The sequence below is a fragment of the Clostridium estertheticum genome, assembly GCF_018861295.1.
Classification (GTDB): Bacteria; Bacillota; Clostridia; order Clostridiales; family Clostridiaceae; genus Clostridium_AD; species Clostridium_AD estertheticum_D.
This window is the reverse complement of record NZ_JAHLDM010000021.1, coordinates 43,728-65,985: the sequence shown is the minus strand read 5'-3', so window position 1 is coordinate 65,985 and position 22,258 is coordinate 43,728. Positions and strand designations below refer to the sequence as shown.

Genomic DNA, 22,258 nt, shown 5'->3' with positions numbered 1-22,258 from the left:
ATAATATTGAAAATCTCTTTCTGAAATTTATTTTTTCTAATGTAATTAACTTCCACTTATATAAATAGATGACTTTCCTTCTGAAATGTCGTTAAATATTAAGAATCTTTTCAATTTGTATTTGCATTTCATTTTTTTTGCAAACAGTTTTATGAAGTATAGGTCTTGTTTCTAAATCCTTTATACCCACTGGAATATCACCTTTTGTTAATTTACTAAGTTCTTTAATTAATTTAAAATCATTTAAACCAATGTATTTTGCATCTATTGATTTCATAACATCAGGCGTAAATTTATATGGACTTGCTGTAGACACGATAACTGTCTTTGTGGTATCCTTCGTTTCTACTAAATATTTCTTATAAACTGCATAAGAGACTGCAGTATGAGTATCAATTACGTAATTAGTAGTTTTATAAACCGCAGTTATTGCTTTTGCAGTATCTTCTTCGCTTGCATAACCTCCGTAGAAGTCCTTTAACTCTCCTTTCATATTATCATCAATCTCATATTTACCATCTTTTTTAAGCTTGTCCATAAGATCCTTTATCTTTGATGTATTTTCCCCACTAATAGCATATAAAAGTCTTTCAAGGTTACTTGAAATTAATATATCCATTGAAGGAGACATTGTAATTACAAAATCACGTACCCTATCGTATGTACCGGTATTTATAAAATCAAATAAAACTTTATTCTCATTTGAAGCACATATTAATTTTTTGATTGGAAGTCCCATTTTCTTTGCATAATATCCTGCTAATATGTTACCGAAATTTCCAGTAGGAACACAGAAATTTATCTCTTCCCCTGCTTTTATTTCACCCTTGTTACAAAGCTGAGTATATGCATAAAAATAATAGACAACCTGAGGTATTAACCTTCCTATGTTTATTGAATTAGCTGATGAAAACATTTTATTATTATCATCTAATCTCTTAATTAGACTATCATCTGTAAGCATCTGCTTAACGCCATTTTGAGCGTCGTCAAAATTTCCCTCAATTCCTATGACAGAGGTATTATTTCCTGATTGCGTTAGCATCTGCCTTTTTTGAATTTCGCTTACACCCTCTTGTGGGAAAAATACTATTATTTTTGTACCATCTACATTTGCAAAACCCTCAAGTGCAGCTTTACCTGTATCTCCAGATGTTGCAGTAAGAATAACCATTTCTTTATTTATGTTTAATTTCTTTACTGCATTTTTTAATAAATAAGGTAATATTGATAACGCCATATCCTTAAACGCTAAAGTTGGTCCATGATATAATTCTAGAAAATATGTTTCTCCATGTTTTACTAGTGGTGCAATAACTGGTGTATCAAATTTTTCGTCATATGCCTTGTCTATAGACTCTAATAAATCTTTTTCATCATAATCAGTTAAAAATTCCTTCATTATAGTAAATGCTAATTTTTTATAATCCATTCCTTTTAATTCTTCAAGGCTTGCAGTAAGTTTTGGTATTGATGTTGGTACAAAAAGACCACCATCTTCGCTAAGACCTCTTGCAATAGCTTCTGCTGATTTTACTAGTTTTTCATTTCCACGAGTACTCTTATAATATATTTGCTTCATAATATTATTCCTCCCACTTCATCTTTTATAGATTACATTTAAAATTTTTATATTAGTTGCTCTTATTTTTCGCCTTTTATAAAATAATCCATTAACTTATATCCTTCTGGAAAATACAAACCTGTCTCTTTCGCCGTAAATTCATTATAAGTGTCACTTCCACTTTCTTTTTCATCATTGCTTTGGTATATTAAAAATGGTACAGGATCACTTGTATGTGTCCTAAGAGATAGAGGTGTTGGATGATCTGGAAGTATTATCATTTTATAATCTTCACCTAATTTCTCCATCTCATCTTTAATAACCTGTACTATCTGGTTATCTATAAACTCTATAGCTTTATATTTATTTTCTATTTCAAATCTATGTCCACATTCATCAGGGGCCTCAATATGAACATAAACAAAATCATTGCCCTTTTTCAATTCTTCAAGAGCTGCTTTTGCTTTACCTTTAAAGTTAGTATTAATATTTCCAGTGGCACCTTCTACCTCAATAATATCCATTCCTGCACACATTCCAATTCCTTTTACTAAATCAACTGCAGAAATTACTGAACCTTTTAAATTATATTTTTTATAAAAACTAGATAGGAGTGGTTTTTTTCCTTCTCCCCAAATCCATATTGAATTGGCTGGTTTAAGCCCTCTTGCGACTCTCTTTTTATTTATATCATGATTTGATAAAAATTTGTTACTTTTCTTTGTCATAACATCAAATATCTCGCTACCTATCCCTTTCGGCATATAGTCTTTTACCTTTTGTCCTAGTATATCGTGAGGTGGTGTAAGTGTCCATGAGTAAGGCCCCTTGTCCCATATTATTAAATGCCTATAACTAATCCCTGGATAAAACTTAATAGACTCAGTCTCTAAATACTCACTTAAATCTTTTATTAATACCCTTGCCTCCTCAGTTGTAATTTCATCCGAACTATGATCAAGCATAATCTTTTCCTCATATGGCTCACCCTCTGACACAGTTACCAAATTACATCTAAATGTAACGTCTGTATCTAACATTGGGATTCCCATACTTGCTGCCTCGAAAGGTGAACGACCACTATAATACACAGCTGTATCATATCCAAAAACAGTCATATTGGCTGTATCACTTCCTGCAGGCATACCATTTGGAACAGTTTTAACTAAGCCTTGCAAACCGTGCTTTGCCATGTAGTCCATAGCAGGCGTCTTTGCATATTGAAGAGGGGTTTTATTATCTAGTTCCTTAACTGGATAATCTGCCATTCCATCACCAAGTACTACGATATACTTCATATTAACACTCCTCTATTGTTTATTGTATAAATCTTTTTAATTATTCAAATTTTCTAATAATTTTTTTTATTTTAATCCTATAAAAAAAACTGCCTTCAAGTAAGAAAGCAGTTTTCTGTATTACTATACGTAAAAAACTGATTTCTTATTATTCAGAACTATGTTCTGCAGGAATTGACACCGTTACATAAAAAAAATGTCGGTTGTCGGGTTTCATAGGGCCAGTCCCTCCACCTCTCTAAATAAGAAATTTATTAAATTATTGTTTTTTATTGTAACTCATACAGATATAAATGTCAATGCAAACCTATGCCTATTTAATGTAATTAATAAATATTATATTTGCAATTATTGTATTTATACCTTATCCTAGTATAAAACTAAGTGGAGGCTGCTATGGAAATCGATAAAAACGAAGTTTTAAGATATTTAGGTTATAAGAACCAAAAGATAGATAAAAGTATGACAAATTTAATTGATGTTTGCACAAGAGAAATAATTGATATAAGCAAAGCTAGTTCAGTATATGAAATTTTTGATATTGATAAAAAAAATGATAAACTTTTTCTATTAGGTAGCACTTTAGTTTTAAAAGATAAGGATATAAAAGATCTTCTAATAAACTCCGAGAAGTGCGTCGTTATGGCTGCAACTCTTGGAACGGCTGTGGATAGCAGGCTAGCATACTACTCAAGATTTGATATAACAAAGGGTGTAATTATGGATGCCTGTGCAAGCACAGCAATAGAGTATGTTTGTGATCAGCTTCAAGATGAAATCATGAAAAACGCATTAAAAGAGGATCTATATATTACAACTAGATATAGTCCAGGTTATGGAGACTTCGCTATTGATAATGGAGCCGAAATACTAAATGTATTGGATGCATATAAAAAGATAGGACTATCTATTACTGAAAATAGCATAATGCTTCCAAGGAAATCTGTAACCGCACTTATAGGCCTTAGTAGAACTAAAAATTTTAAAAAACGTACTGGATGCTCAAGTTGTAAAAATGTAGGTTGTGAATTCAGAAAGGATGGTGGATGTTGTGAATAAAAAAATAAATTTTAATGATTTTTTATTATTTGATGGTGCTATGGGAACAATGCTCCAAAAATATGGAATTAAAAGGGGTGAATTACCCGAAAGTTATAATATATTGCACCCAGAAATCATACAAAAAATACATTTAGAATACCTAGGTGTAGGCAGTGATGTCATAACCACCAATACCTTTGGTGCAAATAGATATAAACTTAAAAATACATTATACAGTGTGGAAGATATTGTTGGAAGTGCTGTAAGGATAGCAAGAAGTGCTGCTAAAGATAAACTTGTTGCACTTGATATTGGGCCCATAGGTCAATTGATGGAGCCACTTGGAACATTATCATTTAATGATGCCTATGACACTTTTGCAGAGCAAATAATAATTGGTGCAAGGGAAGGCGCAGATATAATACTTATTGAAACAATGTCAGATATTTATGAGGCAAAGGCCGCTATTCTTGCAGCAAAGGAAAACAGTAATCTGCCAGTTATATGTACAATGTCTTATCAGGATAATGGAAGAACATTAACGGGTACAGACCCACTAACTATGGTTAATGTAATTCAAAGCCTTGGAGTAGATGCTCTTGGGGTAAATTGTTCTCTTGGCCCAAATGAAATGCTTCCAATAATTACAGAAATACTTAAGTACTCAAGCATACCAGTTATAGTTCAACCTAATGCTGGTCTTCCTAAACTTAAAGACGGAGAAGCATTTTATGATGTTAATGCACATGAATTTGCACAATACGCAAAAATCATGGCAGAAATGGGTGTTACAATATTGGGTGGTTGCTGTGGAACTACAAGTCAGCACATAAAAGATATATCTGATATGTTAAAAGATTTGAAACCTATAAAACGTGATGTTAAAAAATTTACTGCTGTTAGTTCACCGTCCCTAACCGTAGTACTTGGAGAAGATATAAGAGTTATTGGTGAGCGAATAAATCCCACAGGCAAAAAAAAGCTTAAAGAGGCATTAAAAAATAATAATTTGGACTATATACTTAAAGAAGGCATAAATCAACGAGATGCAGGAGCAAATATACTAGATGTTAATGTGGGTCTTCCTGAAATTGACGAACTTGCTGTTATGGTTGAAGTCATTAAAGAACTACAAAGTGTTGTTAATCTTCCACTTCAAATTGATAGTGTACGGCCTGACGTAATTGAATCAGCGGTTCGAATTTATAATGGCAAACCTCTAATAAATTCTGTTAATGGTAAAGATGAAACAATGGAATCAGTATTTCCAATAGTTAAAAAATATGGTGCTTGTGTAATTGGACTTACCATTGATGAAAATGGTATTCCCACAACTGCTGAAGGTAGACTTAAGGTAGCTCAAAAAATTGTTGAAAGGGCAGCCGAATACGGAATAGACAAATCAGATATTATAATAGATTGTCTTGTTTTAACTGCCTCTGCTCAACAAAGTGAGGTTAAAGAAACTATTAGGGCGCTGCAGCTTGTTAAAAGTACACTGGGGGTTAAAACTACTCTTGGGGTAAGTAATGTATCCTTTGGTTTGCCTCAAAGGGGAATACTAAATAGAACCTTCCTTGCTGCTGCCTTAACTGCTGGACTTGATGCCCCAATACTCAATCCTCTATCTGAGGATATGATGTCCACAATTAATGCCTTTAACGTTTTATGGAATAATGATATTGCGTCAAAAAAATATATAGATGTTTACTCAACCTTTGAGGGAAAACAGACAAATAAAGAAATTGCTACAAATAAAGATTTAAAGAGCATTATTATTGATGGTATGAAGGAAGAAGCTTCAAAAATAACAAAAGAGCTCCTAAAAACTATGACTGAAATGGAAGTAGTTAATACCTACTTAATCCCTTCTCTTGATATTGTAGGTCAAAAATATGAAAGTGGAGAAATATTTCTTCCTCAATTATTACAATCTGCAGAAACAGTAAAAAAATCTTTCCAGATAATTAAAGAAAGAATGATGGCAAGTACTGACAAAAAAATTAGTAAAGGTACAATCGTTCTTGCAACTGTCCGTGGGGACATTCACGATATTGGTAAAAATATAGTTAAAATTCTACTCGAAAATTATGGATTTGATGTAATAGATCTTGGAAAAGATGTACACGAGGATGTAGTTGTTGAAGCAGTACGTAGTGGTAATATTAAATTAGTTGGTTTAAGTGCACTTATGACCACCACTGTTAGAAGCATGGGTGAAACAATAAAGGCTCTTCGTGACAATAACCTTGATTGCACTGTTCTTGTTGGAGGCGCAGTTTTAAATGAAGAGTATGCAAAAATGATTGGTGCAGATTATTATGCTAAAGATGCAACACAAACTGTAAAATTTGCAAGAAAATTATTCAAATGTGAATAAAAGTGCTACCTATGAAGCTTCTTCTGCGTGACTCCAAATAATAGATTAAAACATGAAAATCCATTAAGATATTCTATTGTTTTTCTAATATAAAATTCTCTACCTCTGGGTAGTTCTCTGGGGCGCGTAACAATTATTAATTGTTACGTACTCACACTAAACTTCCTGTCTCGGATTCGCTAGCCTGACTTCCTGTCAGTCTCACGAGAATTTTATATTTGCAAAACAAGAATTACTAAATGGATTTTCAATTGTTTCTGCTCTTATTATTTGGAGTTACTTCTGAAAAAAATTCATAATGATATTGCATACCTATATTAAACATTAAATAACGTACTTTTGTACTCTTTCATTTACTTTTGATTTTAATTCTTCGTTTATGGTAAATTCAAAACTGTAATTAGTTTTGAAAAATGTACTGACTTCAAATTTAATAGTAGTTGGTAATATCCAACTATAACTTTTAACTTTAGACCATTTATAAAATTTTCCAGAACCATATATCCCATTTTCTCTTATTTCTGAACTATGTGAACCCCTTATTATATTATAAATTGAGATTTCAATCCAAAATATGTCCATTAAAATATTATTATAAGTGTTATCCATATAATGAAGATACACTAATATGCACCATGAGATAATCATCACAGCCCAAAGGATAGACCAAATGATAGCCCAAATTCTATTTTTGTTTGTGTTTATAATAAGTTTTCCATGATGGCTTACTGTATATAATTTTCTGAACATCATTAAAAAAGCAATAATATCCATAATAAGAATTATTTTTATCCTAGTATCCATTCATATCCCCTCCGAAAAATCTATTTCTTTATCAAAAAGACTACTTAAATTATAACATATTTTCTATATTTTTCAAATGCAATTTATTACTGTAGTATATCTATTATCATATCAAATAGCACATAATCTTATGAAGATAAATATAGCATTACCAATAAAAAATAACATGCTAATTAAAGTGTTAATTAACATGTTATTTAGTATGTAATTTTATCAAAATCACCTTGAAAACGAACCAGTTGCTTATAGAATCAGGAAATTTTAGTTGATCAACCCTTCTTAAATCTCGATTTAACCGCTCGCTTTACAACATCAAAAAAACTTAACGAATTAACCATATTATTGGGGTCAACATATTTTCGAATAGCACGAAGCACTCTTTTGGGATCTTTAGAAGAAAAAATATAGTTAACATTTTTCTTATTTTTAATCGCATATCGCGGAATCCACTTTCCTTTTAGCATTACGGACGCAATGACCTTGTCAACATCTTCCCAAGGAATTTGAACATTTTTGCGAGAATCACGAGAACAATAAAACTCAAAACCTTTGTCGCCAATCATAATTTTTCCATAATCTGTAGAGCCTGTAAGCCATGTTGCATCAATTACTAAATCCACCTTTGTATTGAGTGATTGAACCATACGATCTACCTCTTTTCTATTTATGCACACATTTTTTTCTATTAATTAATAACTTTTTTACTTCTTGACTATAGTATATAATATACCTTCTTAAAATGAAATAATCAAGTGCCACAGATCACAACCGCCAAAACAGTTTTAGTAATAAAAAAACCCAGGCCAAAAGCCCAGGTTGAGTAAAAAATATTACATTAAACCGATTAAGTGGAAAACGATTCCTACTGCGAACAGCCCAAAAATAATTGTAATTGGAGATATTTTCTTCTTAAGCAACCACATGCATAGTAATGTCAATCCTAATCCTGCAAGTCCAGGAATCAAAGAATCTAAGTTGTTTTGTAGTGTAGTAACCTTATCAGGAGTTAATGACAAACCGCCTTTTTGTTGCAAAAGAGCTTGTTTAATACCTTCTGCTCCAGCAGGTATTTTGCTCCAATCAATGAAAGCACCATTAGCTAACTTAACTGTTGATACTATAGGTGTAAATACAACAGTTACCCATCTGTTAACTAATGATCCCAAAATGAACATACCAAGGATGGATGCTCCTTTTGTAACATCTTGTAGTAAATTACCTGATACATCATCAGTAATTTTAGAACCTGCTTTGTAACCAAACTCTTGTGTATACCATGTAAATGACATACGGATGGCATTCCAAACTACGAAAAAGATAATTGGTCCAAGTATGTTACCAGCCATAGCAAGAGAACCAGCTAATGCCCCTAAAATCGGTCTAACAGTAAACCAGAACACTGGATCACCAATACCAGCTAAAGGTCCCATCATACCAATTTTAACACCTTGAATAGTTATGTCATCAATTGGTAAACCATTTGCACGGTCTTCTTCTAATGCTAATGTTACACCAATGATTGGTGAAGCCACATATGGATGAGTGTTAAAGAACTCCAAGTGACGTTTTAGTGCAGCTGCACGATCTTCTTTAGTCTTATATAATTTTTTGATTGCGGGTATTAATGCATATGCCCAGCCACCGTTTTGCATTCTTTCGTAGTTCCAAGAACCTTGAATGAAAGTTGAATGCCACCAAACAGAAATACGATCTTTTTTTGTTAATTTTAATTTATTTACCATTTTAGTATTCCCCCCTTTCTTAGTAAGTGTCAATAATATCGCCTAATGGATCACCAGTATTTGAGCTTCCACCATTACCTGAGCCACCTTGTTTAGTAAGCTTTAAGTAAATAAGAGCCACACATACACCGATTGCCCCTAGTCCGATAAGTGTAATTTGTGAAATAGTTGCAAGTACAAAACCAATTGCAAAGAATGGCCATACTTCTTTTGTAGCCATCATGTTGATTACCATTGCATAACCAACAGCTACGACCATTCCACCACCGATTGCGAGTCCACCTGTGAGCCATGTAGGCATAAGTTCAAGTGCTGTCTTAATCGGACCAGCACCAACTGCTAAAATCAAGGCTGCTGGGATTGCATTACGTAAACCCTGCATGCAAATAGCAATTATATGCCACATTTCAACTTTTCCGATATTTCCTTCTTTAGCAGCAGCATCCATAAAATGTGCAAACGCTGTAGCAATTGTACGACAAAGAATTGTTAATAATAGACCTGCAACTGCTAGTGGAACAGCAATAGCGATAGCTGCTGGAACTCCTGCTGTACCTTGTCCACCAAGAACTAAAATAATTGCGGATGCAACAGATGCAAGTGCTGCATCTGGTGCTACAGCAGCACCTATGTTTGCCCAACCTAAAGCAATCATTTGAAGACTACCACCTAATATTAGGCATGGTAACAAGTTACCTGTAACTAAGCCGATTAACGTACATGCAATTACTGGTTGATGGAAATCAAATGCATCCAAGACACCTTCCATACCAGCTAGAAATGCCACGATAACGACTAATATCATTTGGATTATATTTATATCCATGATTATTAATCCCCCTTTTTCATTTAAAATAGTTAAATAGTTAAATTATTTCAGTTTATTTAATTCTGCTTGTGCTTTTTTAAGAATTTCATCCATATTTCCCTTTGAATCATTTGGAACTTTACGAACATCAAAAGTAAGTCCAGCTTGTTTAAGCTTCTTGAAGGTATCAATATCGTCTTGATTGAAAGCAAGTACTTTGTTTGGTTGAACTTTACCTATAGCATGAGCCATAGAGCCAATATTGATTGTCTTAAGTGGTACTCCACCTTCTACCGCACGAAGTACATCTTGTGGATTTTCAAAAAGAAGCAATGCACGTTGTCCGCCAAATTGTTTATCATTTTTTGCAAGTTTAATCATTTGACTAACTGGAACAACATGAGCTTTAACACCTGGAGGAGCAGCTTGCGTTATCAATTTACTACGAAGTTCATCTTTGGCTACTGCATCTGATACTACAATAATTCGTGTAGGTAGAACATCTTTTGACCAAGCAGTCGCTATTTGTCCATGAAGTAAACGAGAGTCAATACGAGCTAAAACATATTCGAATGATCCAGGTGCACCTGCATTAGAAATCCCTGCGTTTGCTTGCGAAGATTTACCATTATCTTTGGGTTCTAATTCTTCAGGCTTAACTTTAATTCCTTCTTTAGCTGAGTTTAAAATAAAAGTTGCAATTTCCTGTGCAGATTCCATTGAAGAACGTGAAGAATAAGCTTCAATCACCATCGGTAGATTCATACCAGCTACGATTGCCCATTTGTCTTTGTGTTCTTCAAATAGACTATTCGCTTGGTTGAATGGTGTACCGCCCCATAGATCAACTAAGAATAAAACCTCATCTTGGTTGTCAAAAGATGCGATTGCATCTTTCATTTTTGCTTTAACATCATCAGGGCCTTCACTAGGCATCAATGTAACCGCTTGTACGTTTTCTTGTTCTCCGAAAATCATCGCACCAGATTGCAAGATGCCTTTAGCAAATTCTCCATGACTAGCAAGAACTATTCCTACCATCTTTTATACCTCCTATTTTTTATTTGTTACAGTAAAATTTATATAAAAGTTTCGAAAAACCTGTAACCAAAATTATTGTAGCTCATCACAATCAATCGTAACGATTACAATTAAAACCCATTAAATCTTATAGTTTTGACATTAAATCTACTTTTGAATCCGAAGAAATTTTTCTTATTTCTAGTTCAATGCCTTTTTCATTTAATTTTTTGAAAGCTTTAATATCTGTATCATCTACTGATACTACACTAGTTATTTGTTTCTTTCCTGCTTGAAATGACATACCACCAATATTTACACTCTTTATGGCTACTCCGCCTTCAACCATTCTTACAACATCAGTTGGATTAGTGAATAAAAATAGCACTCTATCATTTTTGTATTTGGGAATATTATAAGCTCTTATTGCTTCATCAATTCCTACAACACTTGATTTAATTCCTGGAGGTGCAACTTGTTCCAAAAGTGTCTTTCTGATTGAGTCCTTTGTTACATCATCATTACATACAATTATTCTTTGACATTTTGTGGCTTTCGACCAAATTGTTGCTACTTGACCATGTATTAATCTGTCATCAATTCTTGCAAGCACTATATTCATTATAAATCATCCTCCTTATCAGCACTTTCACCTAAGTTGTCTTACTATTCATATAGCAACTGTCGTGCCAAAATAGTGTATTGTTTATTATATTTGTGTTAACTCTTTTAAAATAGCCATTTTTTATTTCTAATTTTTTTTATTTTTTTTATATCAATACACTTCTTTTTTAATTTCAATACTAACTTTAGTTTTTCACTTATAAAAAAGTGTATCAAAAGAGAAGTGTATCAGTATATTGTTTTCTATTCAATCATTTCTGCTAAAAATAATATTTCATCTTCATTTAAGCTTATGTTTATTGCATCTTTAAATACTTTATTTGCCCCTGTAATAATCTCAACCAAGTGTGAATCTATGTTAGCCTTTTCCCTCTTGTACTTTAACCCATCCTTTATTACCATTCTCTCTAGGGCACAACCTACATGCACCATTATTCTTATTTTAGTTGAATTATTAAACCTTATTTTCGTTTTTTCTTCTAAAAGATTTACGAATTGATACAATAAGCTTATTATTTTAGAAGGGTTTAAATAAGTTAAAAATTGATTTAAACTGTCTTCACATAGATCCTTAACTACTGTATTTTCATGGCCTTTTTCAATTTTAAAGCTTTTTCTCTGTATTATACTCATTAAAATGTTTTCACCATTACCGCTAATTAGCTCTTCAAGGGATATAAAGGGAGCTTCAATTTTAGGGTTTATTATACCGACAGAAGCTATAATAGTATAGTTATTTTTTATTTTTATTATTTCCTTTTCTATGTCTTTTATGCTTATTGGTAAAATTTCAATTTCTTTTTCATCTGTACTTCTAACAATGTTCTCCACAAGTTCTTTTAGCTTTACTGCAGTCCCCTCGCCAGTTGCGCATATTGTTATTATTGCCCTTTTCTTATTTGCATCGTCTTTATTAATACCTTTTTCTTCCTCAATCTTTGAATATCCTCTAAATTGCTTTAGAGAATTATATAAGGCATCTAAGTTCATATCTAAAATAGTTGCTTTCCTTATGGCTTCTAATACTAATGAGGTAGTAACCATATCTAGTGTCTTAACCTTTATATCTGTTTTTTCCATTATTATAGACTCAAAGTTAACAAGTGAACCCATATCCACAAGTAATAGGACCCCCTTACCCATATCTATTTCCCTAACCTTTTCAATAACTTCATCTAACGTTTTAGTAGGACTAACTTCGAGTGGCATATCTATTGCTTCGATTACAGCCTCCCCTAGAAGCTGCCTTGCTACATTAACCATACTACTTGCTGTGCTGCTTCCATGTGCCGCTACAATTATTGCCACATGCTGATTTGTTTGTTCTTCCGTAATAGAACTGATTAACAATGTAAGATATATTACTTCAATCTTTGGAACAACCACATTATATTTTTTTTCAACCATTCCCTTTACGTCTACTGCAATATTAAATTCTGTACGTTTATCATCTATTATGCCCTCTATATTTTTATACTTAAGATTTTGATGATTACTTAATCTGTTTAAAAATGAACTTAAATGTAGACTTAATGCATATAAAAATCTATCAGTTAGTGTTTTATCAAGTTTTTTTTCAATCATATCCATTATTTCTTCCGAAAATTCAAGAATGTCTTCATCTACTATTTTTAATATTTTACTTCTACCATCCTCATCACTTTTAACCTTGTTATAAAAGGATTTAATGTGCACATTAATATCAGTTGTAATAAAATTGTTTATATATTCTTCATCCGCACCACCTTTTTTAAGTATTGCTGCCTTATCTTCTATTATCTTGTATAAATTAAAAGGTGGATCATAAGGATCTTTTTCAATTAATACACTGTGACCTTCTGGAGTAACTATTAGCTTGGAATCTAAATATCCAGATATTTCTTCCATTTCTTTACGTTTGCCGCTTAGATAAAATAATCCACTTTTAATATCGGAAGGCAGCGATTTAAAATCTATTTCTATAAAATCCTTATTATTGATACTATTTAAAAAACCCTTAGCGCAAATAAGTTGAATATTTGATTTCATCTGACCAATATTTCCATAAGATGTGCTTCCAATAATTGCTTTCACTGCTTCATCCTCAATTTTTATTACTTTGTTTACTCTATGTGCCTCATTGGCTAATAAAAATTTGATAAAATCAACTTTATCACTGGCTGTCCTTTTATCAAAGTTGGGAATAGTTATAATTATCGGTATTCTTCTTACAAATGTTTTTAGTAGTGATGAATTGGGATCCTCCGTAGTCGCTCCAATTATTAAAACACAAGATTTTCTATTTCTCTCTGTCTCACCTAATCTATTAAACATACCTGTATCCATAAAATAAAACAACATTTCCTGCCCTTCTGGTGGTAATCTGTGTATTTCATCTAGAAATAATATACCTGTATCTGCTTTTTCAACAATCCCAGCCTTTTCGCTATCAGCGCCGGTGTATGCTCCTTTAATATGTCCAAACAGATGTGATATTAAAAGTTGAGGATTGTTATAATAATCAGCACAATTAAATACTATAAACGGTGATTTTTCATCCAATTTTTTCGAATACTTTGCTTGTTTGTACATCATATTTGCAAACAAGGTTTTACCAACTCCTGTTTGACCAACAATTAGTGTGTGCAAACCATTTGGAGGATAAAGTATTGCAGCTTTTGCCTGTTCAATTTGATTTTTAAGACTAGTTTTTGCTCCAATAAGTTTATCAAAAGGACATTCTTCCTGGCTAATTTTATTTTTTTTAAGGAATAATTCATTTAAATTTTTTACTTCTAATGGCCCAACTGGCAACTTTTTATTCAATAGTCTTTCTAAACAAGCATTATCAACGTATAACACAGGTCTAGATTTTATTTTTATTATTCTATCTCGCCTAAGCAATTCATTTAATTCCATACTTACGTTATTTCTTAAAATATCTAAACTCTGAGATATTTCAGTTGCGCTAAAACCGATTTTTTCCTCTAAGTTTTCACGATTAAATTTTTCTGTTTTTCCAGCAATATACTCATAGATTTTTTCACTTCTCTTCAAATTATCACTCCCAAAAATTAATATACTTAATACACTTAATACATTTAATACACTTTCTTTATTATAAACTGTATTGAAATATATATTCAAGTTTTAAGTGTAAAAAAAAGCTTCTTAGCATCAATTTTTTAATTTCAATGCTAAAAAGTGTCAATTTGAATTATTAAGTATAAATTTGTTTATAGCTTTAGCTACTCCATCATTGTCATTGGTATCCGTAATATAATCCGCTTTGCTCTTTACAAGTTCTGTTCCATTTCCCATTGCTATACCAAGACCTGCGTATTCTATCATTGATAAATCATTTTGGCTATCACCTATAGTTATTATTTCTTCTACTTCTAAATTATAATACTTTGCAAGTTCCTTAACTGCTTGTCCTTTTGATACACTTTTTGAAGTAATCTCAATATTATTTTTACTTGAACTTACAATCTCTAAATCAACTATTTTCTTAAAATCTTCTTTTGCTATTTCTAACCTACGTGGGCTTGTATCTAATATTTCACATTTAATTATATCCTTACTATTTTCTTTTATTGTTTTAAGTAAATTATGTTTTGATACGTATCTTATGTTTAACTTTCCATTTTCAGAATTCATCATAGATTTAAGAAATATATATTTTGTAATAACATATATAAGTCTACTTGCGCTAATTATACTGTTATGCGTGTTTAAATTTAACTTTAATTTATGTTTATGACAAACCTCTATAATTTTAGCCAAATTTTCAATACCTAATTCATTTTTATAAATAATTTTGTCTGTTAACTTTTCTTTTATAATAGCCCCATTTGATGCTATTACTGGTGACTTTACGCCTATTAAATTTGAATAAAAAGCTGCATTACTGTAAACTCTTCCAGTAGCAATAACAATTTGCACACCTAAATCATGTGCTTTTTTAATAGCGTTTTTATTAATGTCACTTACTACTCGTTTACTGTTTAAAAGTGTCCCATCCATATCAATACACATTAATTTATATTTCATATATTATCACCTGCATAATTTATTCGATTTTTATTTATATCTAATAATTAAGATTATATCATAATTCAAGGAAAAACTCGTCGTTAAAAATTTATAGATCGGTTGTACTCTGAATAAACTCTTCTTTTATCTTAGAAAGCAAATCCCTATTCGTAATAACATCATATCCTGTTAGGGCTAGCGCTGTAGCCCCTATAATTAAAGCATTATGTGCCTGATTTGTTATTGTTGCTTTAGCCATTTCCTTTGTATGTAAACTTAAGTTTGGATTACCTATTCCAAGTAGCGGATGAATTGACGGAACAATATAGCTTACATTCCCCATATCTAAAGATCCAATATTCTCTGGGGGGTTAATATCTGTTATACCAAGACTTCTCAAATTATCATTAAATGTCTCAGACAGATTTTCATTTGTGTTCATATCATCAAATGGCGATTCATATAAACTAACTTCAAGAGTTGCCCCAGTCATAAGCGCTGCTCCACTCGCAATATTTTTCACCTTTTTAATTACTTCCCTCAAGTAACTTTTCTTAAGAGCCCTTACATAAAATTTTGCAACTGCTCTACATGGTACTATGTTTGCAGCGACGCCCCCTTCACTTATAATTCCATGGATCCGTACATCAGACGTTACATGTTGCCTTATAGCATTTACGCCATTAAACATTAATATAACGGCATCCAAAGCATTAATTCCTTGTTCAGGCGAACTTGATGCATGGCTAGACTTCCCAGTAAATTCAAACTGTAGTGCTTCCATTGCGAGTGACGGTCCACTTTTACATGTTTTACCATATGGATGCATTATCATAGCAACATCAACGCTGTCAAATATTCCTTGATTTGCCATATCACTTTTCGCACCATTTGTTTCCTCAGCAGGAGTTCCATAAACCTCTATTTTCCCACCTACTGCCTCTAATACCTTACTTAAACCTATCGCCGCACCAATACTAATTGTGCCAATCATATCGTGGCCACAACCATGCCCTATTTCTGGCAGTGCATCATATTCACATAAAAAAGCAATAGTCGGACCTTTTTTATTACTGTCATATACTGCTTTAAATGCAGTTTTCCTTTTTGCTATTCCAGTTTCGATTTTAAAAGAATATTCTGATAATAAAGCTGTTAATTTGTTAGTAGCCTTAAATTCTTCATTCCCTAGTTCTGGATTATAATAAATGAAATCATTTATTTCCCATAGTTTTTCTTTTATACTATTAACTTGCTTAATAATTTGATCTTTCATTTATTTATACTCCTTTTTACAAAAACAACTAACAAATTGTTAGTTGTTTTGTCCATCTTATAATATTAATTAAATGATTCTATTCTTATTATGCTTTCTATTTCATTAACATATTCTAGTTTTTTTATTTTCTTAAGTGACTCTCTTATATTTCTTTCTGAACTTTTATGTGTAATAAATGCTAGTAATACATACTCTTTATGAACTACATCTTGAGTAAGGGATGTGATGCTAACATTATTTTTCCCAAATATTTTCGCCGTATCTCCTAAAACTCCGGCCCTATCTTTAACATTAAGCCTTATATAAAATTCTGATTCGTTTTCATCCGAGTTTTTAACTTCTTTAAAATCTTCCTCACCACTAATAGCCTTTAAATCAGAAGGCTTTACATTATTTCGAAGTATAGATATTATATCACCTACAACTGCACTACCAGTTGGCAAATCTCCTGCTCCTTTTCCGTATAACATTAGTTCTCCAACTGCATTTCCTTTTATTAAGATCGCATTAAACGCATCATTTACATTTGCCATTGGGTGGTTTGATGGTATTAACGTTGGATGTACTCTAAGCTCTAACTTATTATTTTCTTCCTTAGCTATTGCTAAAAGTTTTATTGTATAACCGAACTTTTGCGCATATTCTATATCTACAGCGCTTATATTCCTTATACCTTCCCTATAAATACAATCATGATCAACCTTAGTTCCAAATGCTAGCGAAGCCATTATAGCAAGCTTATATACAGCGTCAAAGCCATCAACATCAGATGTTGGATCAGCCTCTGCGTACCCCTTATCTTGAGCCTCTTTTAATGCCTCATCAAAACTAATTCCATCGTTTGTCATTTTACTTAATATATAATTAGTTGTTCCATTTATAATTCCAATTATCTGCTCAATTCTGTTAGCTGTAAGACTCTCATTAATTTCTCGTATTATTGGTATTCCACCAGCCACACTTGCTTCATAATAAAACAGAACATTTTCTTCTTCTGCTATTTTAAATAACTCTTCGCCCCAATTTGCAACAACTAATTTATTTGCAGTTACAATATGTTTTTTAGCTTTCATAGCTCTTATCATATATTCCTTAGCCTGGCCACGTCCACCAATAAGTTCAACTACAATTTTTATACTATCATCATTAATAATATCATCAATATTATTTGTTAATACACCCTTAGGCAATTCAATTTCTCTCTTCTTACTTATGTCACTGACTAATATTTTAGCTACCTCTATATCATAATTTGACCGTTTCATTATTTCTTTCCGATTTTCTTGTAATATCTTCCACACGCCTGTTCCAACATTTCCAAAACCTAAAATTGCTATCTTTACCTTTTCCATATTAATTTCCTCCTTAAATATAACTTCCTTATTCAATGCTTTAATTTTCGAATGCCTTATACACTGCCTTTATTGCACTTTCGAAATCTTCGTTTTCTACACCAACAATTATGCTCATCTCACTGGACCCTTGATTTATCATTCTAATATTTATATTATCCTTTTCTAATGAACTAAATACTCTGGCAGATATACCCCTAGTTTTTATCATTCCTTCTCCAACAACTGCTATCAATGCCATATTAGGATGTACTATTATTGAATCTGGATTACACTGTTTTTCAATTTCTTCTAATATTTTATCAATTTTATTTTCTAGTTCAGAATCATCAATTACTAGTGAAATGGAATCTATCCCTGATGGCATATGCTCAAATGCTACACAATTACTTTCAAGAACTGTAAGAACCCTTCTACAATATCCTATATCTTTATCCATAAGCGTCTTTTCTATAGCAATTACTGTAAAATCTTTTTTTCCTGCTATACCTGTAATATTACCGGATTTTACTTCTATTTTATCATTTAAAATAAAGGTTCCCTTTTCTTCTGGCTTATTAGTATTTTTTATATTTATTGGAATCCCCTCATTCTTAACAGGGAAAACTGCTTCTTCATGAAAAACATGTGCCCCCATATATGATAATTCCCTAAGTTCTTTATATGTTACCTCTTTAATAGGTTTAGGGTTATTAACAATGCTTGGATCTGCCATTAAGAAACCTGACACATCAGTCCAATTTTCATAAACTACTGCCCCTACCCCTTTAGCAATTATTGCCCCAGTAATGTCAGAACCACCTCTTGAAAAGGTTCTTATCTTTCCATCACTAGACGCGCCATAAAATCCCGGAATTACCGCTTTCTTAACTTTTGATAATCTAATATCTATAGCAGCGTATGTTGCTTTTTCATCTAATCGTCCATCTTTTGTAAAAACAATAAGCTCAGCAGCATCAACAAACTCATACCCCAAATACTCAGCAAGCATTAATGCATTTAAATATTCCCCCCTGCTTGCAACATAGTCTTCTGAAGCACCATCAATTATTTTTTTCTTAAGGATCCTTAAATATTCTAACATATTAATGGAAAGCTTTAATTCACTACACAAACTAATATATCTTTCTTCAATTAATTTGAATAATTCATCAAATGGCAGCGATTTTTCAACATGTTGATGACACAAATACAAAAGATCTGTAATTTTATAATCACTTTTACTTCTCTTACCTGGAGCTGAAGGTACAATATAACACCTCATATCATCTGATAAAACAATATCTTTTACTTTTTGAAATTGTCCACTATCACATAATGAACTACCACCAAATTTTGAAACTTTAACTTGCATAATTTTTACCCCCTACTGTCTTAATTTAAAAAGTTATGAATTACAACTTATAGAAGGCAACCCTATATTACCTTTTATAAAAAAGTTCATCAGCTTATAACATACTTGAACTTATTTTATAACTATATTAACATCGTAAATTAGTATTGAATTCATTATACTCGTTTTTTCCAAAATGTCACATAATTTTTATGCCTTTTGGCGAAATATTCTGTTTTTTTTGGTTTATTTGATTTTAATTTCAAATTATTATATGAAAAACTGATATTTATTAATAATTTAAAGCGAAGTCACCCTTTACCTTAACAAAAAAACTGCGAAGTAACACTTCACAGCTTTTTTGTTTATTTGATTATAACATTATATATATTTACTGGATACGAAATTCACCAATTTATTGTGCTTGTTTTAGTAACTCAGTTGGTTTCATACCTTTTATCATTAATTTTATAATAGTAGCTTTTATCTCATTATATTTATTAAAGATAATTTCAGCTTTTTCAATATCATGATATACCTTCCAATACCCAACCATCTTGCACTTCGCATTTGGACAGTCAACAAAAGATACTACATCCTCTAGCGGATATCCCAAAAATATTCCAATCTCATGAGGACATATTTCCCGGAATCTTTTCCCTAATAATATTAAACACTGTTTTATATTCATATTTTCAGTGTATCCAAATCTTTTTAAAAATAACATGTTTTTATTATCTTTTATACTTAACTTCATTTTTTCTTTATTATAAAATAATACAAATGTATTTGTTGTATCCTTTTTTAATTCAAAATAATCAATATCTAGTTTTTCTTTCACTTCATTTTTATATTTTTCCCATATGTTGTTTAAGTTTCTATTACTATTACTAAAATTAATTAAAGAGGATGTCTTATGTTTTTTTATAGTTGGTGCTGCATTTCGTATTATTACTGAAAACAAATACTCCAAATCATCATACTCATTTACAATAGCAAGTAATCCTCTTAACTCTTCTAATCCCATAAACACCCTCCATTAATTTTTTTAAAATTTTTCTTACCCTTTTGCTAAAAGTTCACCAATTTCCCTGCACTTTTCAATGCCTTCCTTATCAGCATCATTATTAATTATAAGTCCATCTGCTATAAGCTTTGCACCATACCCTTCCATTCTTTCTTGCCAATTATCCATCCATTCTCCACTACCCCATCCGTAAGAACCAAATAGTATTGTACTTTTACCTGTTACGATACTAGCAATTGATTCAATAAATGGTTCCATTTCTCCTTCCTCAAGTTGCTCTGCCCCCATAGATGGGCATCCCAAAGCCACAGCATCTGCATTTATTACATCCTCCGCTTTTGCATCAAACACATTAATTAATCTAACATTAACATCTTCAACTTTTTTTGCACCATCCACAATACCCTCAGCCATAGCCTCTGTATTTCCTGTTCCACTCCAATAAATAACTACTACATTTTTCATATTCTTTTCCTCCTCATATATAATTTTATGTACATTCATATAACTATTGTTTCATCTATATAAACACCGTCTAAATATAGTGTTTTTAGGCTCTAAAAATTTTCTTACTGCATTTATATTTTCTTCAATATATTGGACTATCACAGGATCAAACATTAATCCTGAGTTAATAGTAATTTCTTTGATACACTCTTCAAACCCCATAGCCTGTCTATAAGGTCTTACAGATGTCATAGCATCAATAGAATCACATACTGCAATTACTCTTGACCCGAGCGGTATATCAATTCCAGACAGTCCTTTTGGGTATCCTTTACCGTCCCATCTCTCATGATGATAGAGAACGATTTTGCTTATAGACTTTAATCCCTTTGATTTGTTTAAAATATCAAAACCTATTTTAGGATGCATCTTTATATATTCCCACTCGTGAGGCAATAGTTTTCCATTCTTATTTAAAATTTTATCTGGAACTCCTATCTTCCCTATATCATGCAGATGAGCTGATATATCTATATTTTGAAGTTCAACACCCTTTATTCCTAGACCTTTTGAAAGTTTATATGCCATATTTGAAACTCTTTGTGAATGACCACTCGTATAAGCATCTTTGGCTTCAAGAGCTGCGACTAAGCTTTCAATTATGTCATGATATACTTCTTTATTTCTAAATTCAGATAATAATTTTCCAAGCATTTCATATCTCCTAAGTCGCATTTTTCTAAAATTCATTTTACATTATTTCGTATTGATATTGATTATCGTTCTTATTTATATTATAATAGTTTTATATTAGATTTATTTAACATTATTACTATGTTTTTTTAAAATATTAAGGAGATATTATGAAAAATTTACTCAATCACACAGATCTTGCTTTAAACATCGGAAATAATAACTTAGAAACTTCAATTAATATATACACAAACAAGATAAATGTTTTTTTATCTTCATCTAATAACACAAATGAATTAAAAAAATTACTCTATTCAATTAATATCTTTATATATACCTATTTTTGCAATAACCCCTCAATAACCTTGGAGGATTTATGTTATCAAAATCTTAAGCTTATGGATACTCATCATACGAAAGATGACTTAATTTCCTTAGGAGAACAAATAATTAAAAGCTACATTGAAATTTTGCATAAGGGTAAAACAATATCTGAGAATAAAATCATAAAACATGCTTTGAGCTATATTCACTCAAATATTGAAAAAAAGATAACTCTAGAAAAAGTTGCAAACCATGTTCATATCAGCAGCAACTATCTGTGTTATCTTTTTAAAGAGAGTACTGGATTCAAATTTTGCGAGTACATAAATATATGTAGAACTAATAGAGCAAAAGATTTCTTAGACAACACTTCTTATCCACTAGAAATGATTTCTTTTAAATCTGGATTTAATAGTCAAAGTCATTTTTGCACCACTTTCAAAAAATATCTGGGTGTCTCTCCTAATGGATTTAGAAAAAGGGAACATTAATTATCCTCTGAATTAAA

Annotated in this window: 19 protein-coding genes and 1 riboswitch; of the genes, 3 read left to right on the top strand and 16 right to left on the bottom strand. The window is 31.5% G+C overall.

What is annotated here, in order from left to right:
* Window positions 1-91: 91 nt before the first annotated feature.
* Window positions 92-1,582 (bottom strand): threonine synthase, encoded by a 1,491-nt coding sequence (gene thrC / locus KPL54_RS18280; RefSeq protein ID WP_216107921.1) that lies wholly within the window; start codon window positions 1,580-1,582, stop codon window positions 92-94.
* A 62-nt stretch (window positions 1,583-1,644) separates the two neighbouring features.
* The gene (locus tag KPL54_RS18275; protein ID WP_216107920.1) at window positions 1,645-2,862 is read right to left on the bottom strand and encodes a cofactor-independent phosphoglycerate mutase; all 1,218 of its coding nucleotides are present in this window, start codon (window positions 2,860-2,862) and stop codon (window positions 1,645-1,647) included.
* A 142-nt stretch (window positions 2,863-3,004) separates the two neighbouring features.
* A riboswitch (SAM riboswitch) is annotated at window positions 3,005-3,111 on the bottom strand.
* 147 nt (window positions 3,112-3,258) lie between these two features.
* On the opposite strand from KPL54_RS18275, the gene KPL54_RS18270 reads away from it, so the two are divergent.
* The gene (locus tag KPL54_RS18270) at window positions 3,259-3,921 is read left to right on the top strand and encodes a vitamin B12 dependent-methionine synthase activation domain-containing protein (RefSeq protein WP_216107919.1); all 663 of its coding nucleotides are present in this window, start codon (window positions 3,259-3,261) and stop codon (window positions 3,919-3,921) included.
* Window positions 3,902-6,283, top strand: coding sequence for a homocysteine S-methyltransferase family protein (locus tag KPL54_RS18265; protein WP_216107953.1), 2,382 nt, complete (start codon window positions 3,902-3,904; stop codon window positions 6,281-6,283). Before KPL54_RS18270 ends, KPL54_RS18265 begins: the two co-directional genes overlap by 20 nt.
* Window positions 6,284-6,607: 324 nt before the next feature.
* Here KPL54_RS18265 and KPL54_RS18260 read toward each other — a convergent pair whose 3' ends face one another.
* The 14 genes from KPL54_RS18260 to KPL54_RS18195 all read right to left on the bottom strand — a co-directional run bounded on the left by KPL54_RS18260 (window position 6,608) and on the right by KPL54_RS18195 (window position 21,447).
* Window positions 6,608-7,087: a DUF5673 domain-containing protein gene (locus KPL54_RS18260; RefSeq protein ID WP_216107918.1), complete on the bottom strand. Its 480-nt coding sequence runs from the start codon at window positions 7,085-7,087 to the stop codon at window positions 6,608-6,610.
* Window positions 7,088-7,356: 269 nt separating this feature from the next.
* A complete protein-coding gene (locus KPL54_RS18255) occupies window positions 7,357-7,731 on the bottom strand; it encodes a DUF956 family protein (RefSeq protein ID WP_216107917.1) in 375 nt (124 codons plus the stop codon).
* Window positions 7,732-7,917: 186 nt separating this feature from the next.
* Window positions 7,918-8,829, bottom strand: coding sequence for a PTS system mannose/fructose/sorbose family transporter subunit IID (locus KPL54_RS18250; RefSeq protein WP_216107952.1), 912 nt, complete (start codon window positions 8,827-8,829; stop codon window positions 7,918-7,920).
* Window positions 8,830-8,848: 19 nt separating this feature from the next.
* Window positions 8,849-9,655 carry a PTS mannose/fructose/sorbose transporter subunit IIC gene (locus tag KPL54_RS18245; protein ID WP_216107916.1) on the bottom strand — a complete coding sequence of 269 codons (807 nt, stop codon included), beginning with the start codon at window positions 9,653-9,655 and terminating at the stop codon, window positions 8,849-8,851.
* 45 nt (window positions 9,656-9,700) lie between these two features.
* Entirely contained in the window at window positions 9,701-10,678 is a 978-nt protein-coding gene (locus KPL54_RS18240; protein WP_216107915.1) for a mannose/fructose/sorbose PTS transporter subunit IIA, read from the bottom strand.
* Between the two features lie 127 nt (window positions 10,679-10,805).
* Window positions 10,806-11,279 (bottom strand): mannose/fructose/sorbose PTS transporter subunit IIB, encoded by a 474-nt coding sequence (locus KPL54_RS18235; RefSeq protein WP_216107914.1) that lies wholly within the window; start codon window positions 11,277-11,279, stop codon window positions 10,806-10,808.
* Between the two features lie 245 nt (window positions 11,280-11,524).
* The gene (locus KPL54_RS18230) at window positions 11,525-14,317 is read right to left on the bottom strand and encodes a sigma 54-interacting transcriptional regulator (protein WP_216107913.1); all 2,793 of its coding nucleotides are present in this window, start codon (window positions 14,315-14,317) and stop codon (window positions 11,525-11,527) included.
* 150 nt (window positions 14,318-14,467) lie between these two features.
* On the bottom strand, window positions 14,468-15,313 hold the full coding sequence (locus KPL54_RS18225; protein ID WP_216107912.1) for a Cof-type HAD-IIB family hydrolase: 846 nt from the start codon (window positions 15,311-15,313) through the stop codon (window positions 14,468-14,470).
* Between the two features lie 91 nt (window positions 15,314-15,404).
* Window positions 15,405-16,571, bottom strand: a complete 1,167-nt coding sequence (locus tag KPL54_RS18220; RefSeq protein ID WP_216107911.1) for a M20 family metallopeptidase — start codon at window positions 16,569-16,571, stop codon at window positions 15,405-15,407.
* 65 nt (window positions 16,572-16,636) lie between these two features.
* A complete protein-coding gene (locus KPL54_RS18215) occupies window positions 16,637-17,926 on the bottom strand; it encodes a homoserine dehydrogenase (protein ID WP_216107910.1) in 1,290 nt (429 codons plus the stop codon).
* A 40-nt stretch (window positions 17,927-17,966) separates the two neighbouring features.
* On the bottom strand, window positions 17,967-19,280 hold the full coding sequence (locus tag KPL54_RS18210) for an aspartate kinase (RefSeq protein WP_253203569.1): 1,314 nt from the start codon (window positions 19,278-19,280) through the stop codon (window positions 17,967-17,969).
* 394 nt (window positions 19,281-19,674) lie between these two features.
* Window positions 19,675-20,286, bottom strand: a complete 612-nt coding sequence (locus tag KPL54_RS18205) for a DUF3793 family protein (protein WP_216107909.1) — start codon at window positions 20,284-20,286, stop codon at window positions 19,675-19,677.
* 33 nt (window positions 20,287-20,319) lie between these two features.
* A complete protein-coding gene (locus tag KPL54_RS18200) occupies window positions 20,320-20,751 on the bottom strand; it encodes a flavodoxin (protein WP_216107908.1) in 432 nt (143 codons plus the stop codon).
* A 51-nt stretch (window positions 20,752-20,802) separates the two neighbouring features.
* Window positions 20,803-21,447: an HD-GYP domain-containing protein gene (locus KPL54_RS18195; RefSeq protein ID WP_216107907.1), complete on the bottom strand. Its 645-nt coding sequence runs from the start codon at window positions 21,445-21,447 to the stop codon at window positions 20,803-20,805.
* Window positions 21,448-21,596: 149 nt separating this feature from the next.
* Here KPL54_RS18195 and KPL54_RS18190 point away from each other — a divergent pair, with 149 nt between their 5' ends.
* Window positions 21,597-22,241, top strand: coding sequence for a helix-turn-helix transcriptional regulator (locus KPL54_RS18190; protein WP_216107906.1), 645 nt, complete (start codon window positions 21,597-21,599; stop codon window positions 22,239-22,241).
* The last annotated feature ends 17 nt before the right edge of the window (window positions 22,242-22,258 follow it).

What these genes read in the sequence shown, in the direction of transcription:
- thrC (WP_216107921.1), bottom strand. Translation starts at nt 1,582, where the DNA reads ATGAAGCAAATATATTATAAGAGTACTCGTGGAAATGAAAAACTAGTA.
- KPL54_RS18275 (WP_216107920.1), bottom strand. Translation starts at nt 2,862, where the DNA reads ATGAAGTATATCGTAGTACTTGGTGATGGAATGGCAGATTATCCAGTT.
- KPL54_RS18270 (WP_216107919.1), top strand. Translation starts at nt 3,259, where the DNA reads ATGGAAATCGATAAAAACGAAGTTTTAAGATATTTAGGTTATAAGAAC.
- KPL54_RS18265 (WP_216107953.1), top strand. Translation starts at nt 3,902, where the DNA reads ATGGTGGATGTTGTGAATAAAAAAATAAATTTTAATGATTTTTTATTA.
- KPL54_RS18260 (WP_216107918.1), bottom strand. Translation starts at nt 7,087, where the DNA reads ATGGATACTAGGATAAAAATAATTCTTATTATGGATATTATTGCTTTT.
- KPL54_RS18255 (WP_216107917.1), bottom strand. Translation starts at nt 7,731, where the DNA reads ATGGTTCAATCACTCAATACAAAGGTGGATTTAGTAATTGATGCAACA.
- KPL54_RS18250 (WP_216107952.1), bottom strand. Translation starts at nt 8,829, where the DNA reads ATGGTAAATAAATTAAAATTAACAAAAAAAGATCGTATTTCTGTTTGG.
- KPL54_RS18245 (WP_216107916.1), bottom strand. Translation starts at nt 9,655, where the DNA reads ATGGATATAAATATAATCCAAATGATATTAGTCGTTATCGTGGCATTT.
- KPL54_RS18240 (WP_216107915.1), bottom strand. Translation starts at nt 10,678, where the DNA reads ATGGTAGGAATAGTTCTTGCTAGTCATGGAGAATTTGCTAAAGGCATC.
- KPL54_RS18235 (WP_216107914.1), bottom strand. Translation starts at nt 11,279, where the DNA reads ATGAATATAGTGCTTGCAAGAATTGATGACAGATTAATACATGGTCAA.
- KPL54_RS18225 (WP_216107912.1), bottom strand. Translation starts at nt 15,313, where the DNA reads ATGAAATATAAATTAATGTGTATTGATATGGATGGGACACTTTTAAAC.
- KPL54_RS18220 (WP_216107911.1), bottom strand. Translation starts at nt 16,571, where the DNA reads ATGAAAGATCAAATTATTAAGCAAGTTAATAGTATAAAAGAAAAACTA.
- KPL54_RS18215 (WP_216107910.1), bottom strand. Translation starts at nt 17,926, where the DNA reads ATGGAAAAGGTAAAGATAGCAATTTTAGGTTTTGGAAATGTTGGAACA.
- KPL54_RS18210 (WP_253203569.1), bottom strand. Translation starts at nt 19,280, where the DNA reads ATGCAAGTTAAAGTTTCAAAATTTGGTGGTAGTTCATTATGTGATAGT.
- KPL54_RS18205 (WP_216107909.1), bottom strand. Translation starts at nt 20,286, where the DNA reads ATGGGATTAGAAGAGTTAAGAGGATTACTTGCTATTGTAAATGAGTAT.
- KPL54_RS18200 (WP_216107908.1), bottom strand. Translation starts at nt 20,751, where the DNA reads ATGAAAAATGTAGTAGTTATTTATTGGAGTGGAACAGGAAATACAGAG.
- KPL54_RS18195 (WP_216107907.1), bottom strand. Translation starts at nt 21,447, where the DNA reads ATGCTTGGAAAATTATTATCTGAATTTAGAAATAAAGAAGTATATCAT.
- KPL54_RS18190 (WP_216107906.1), top strand. Translation starts at nt 21,597, where the DNA reads ATGAAAAATTTACTCAATCACACAGATCTTGCTTTAAACATCGGAAAT.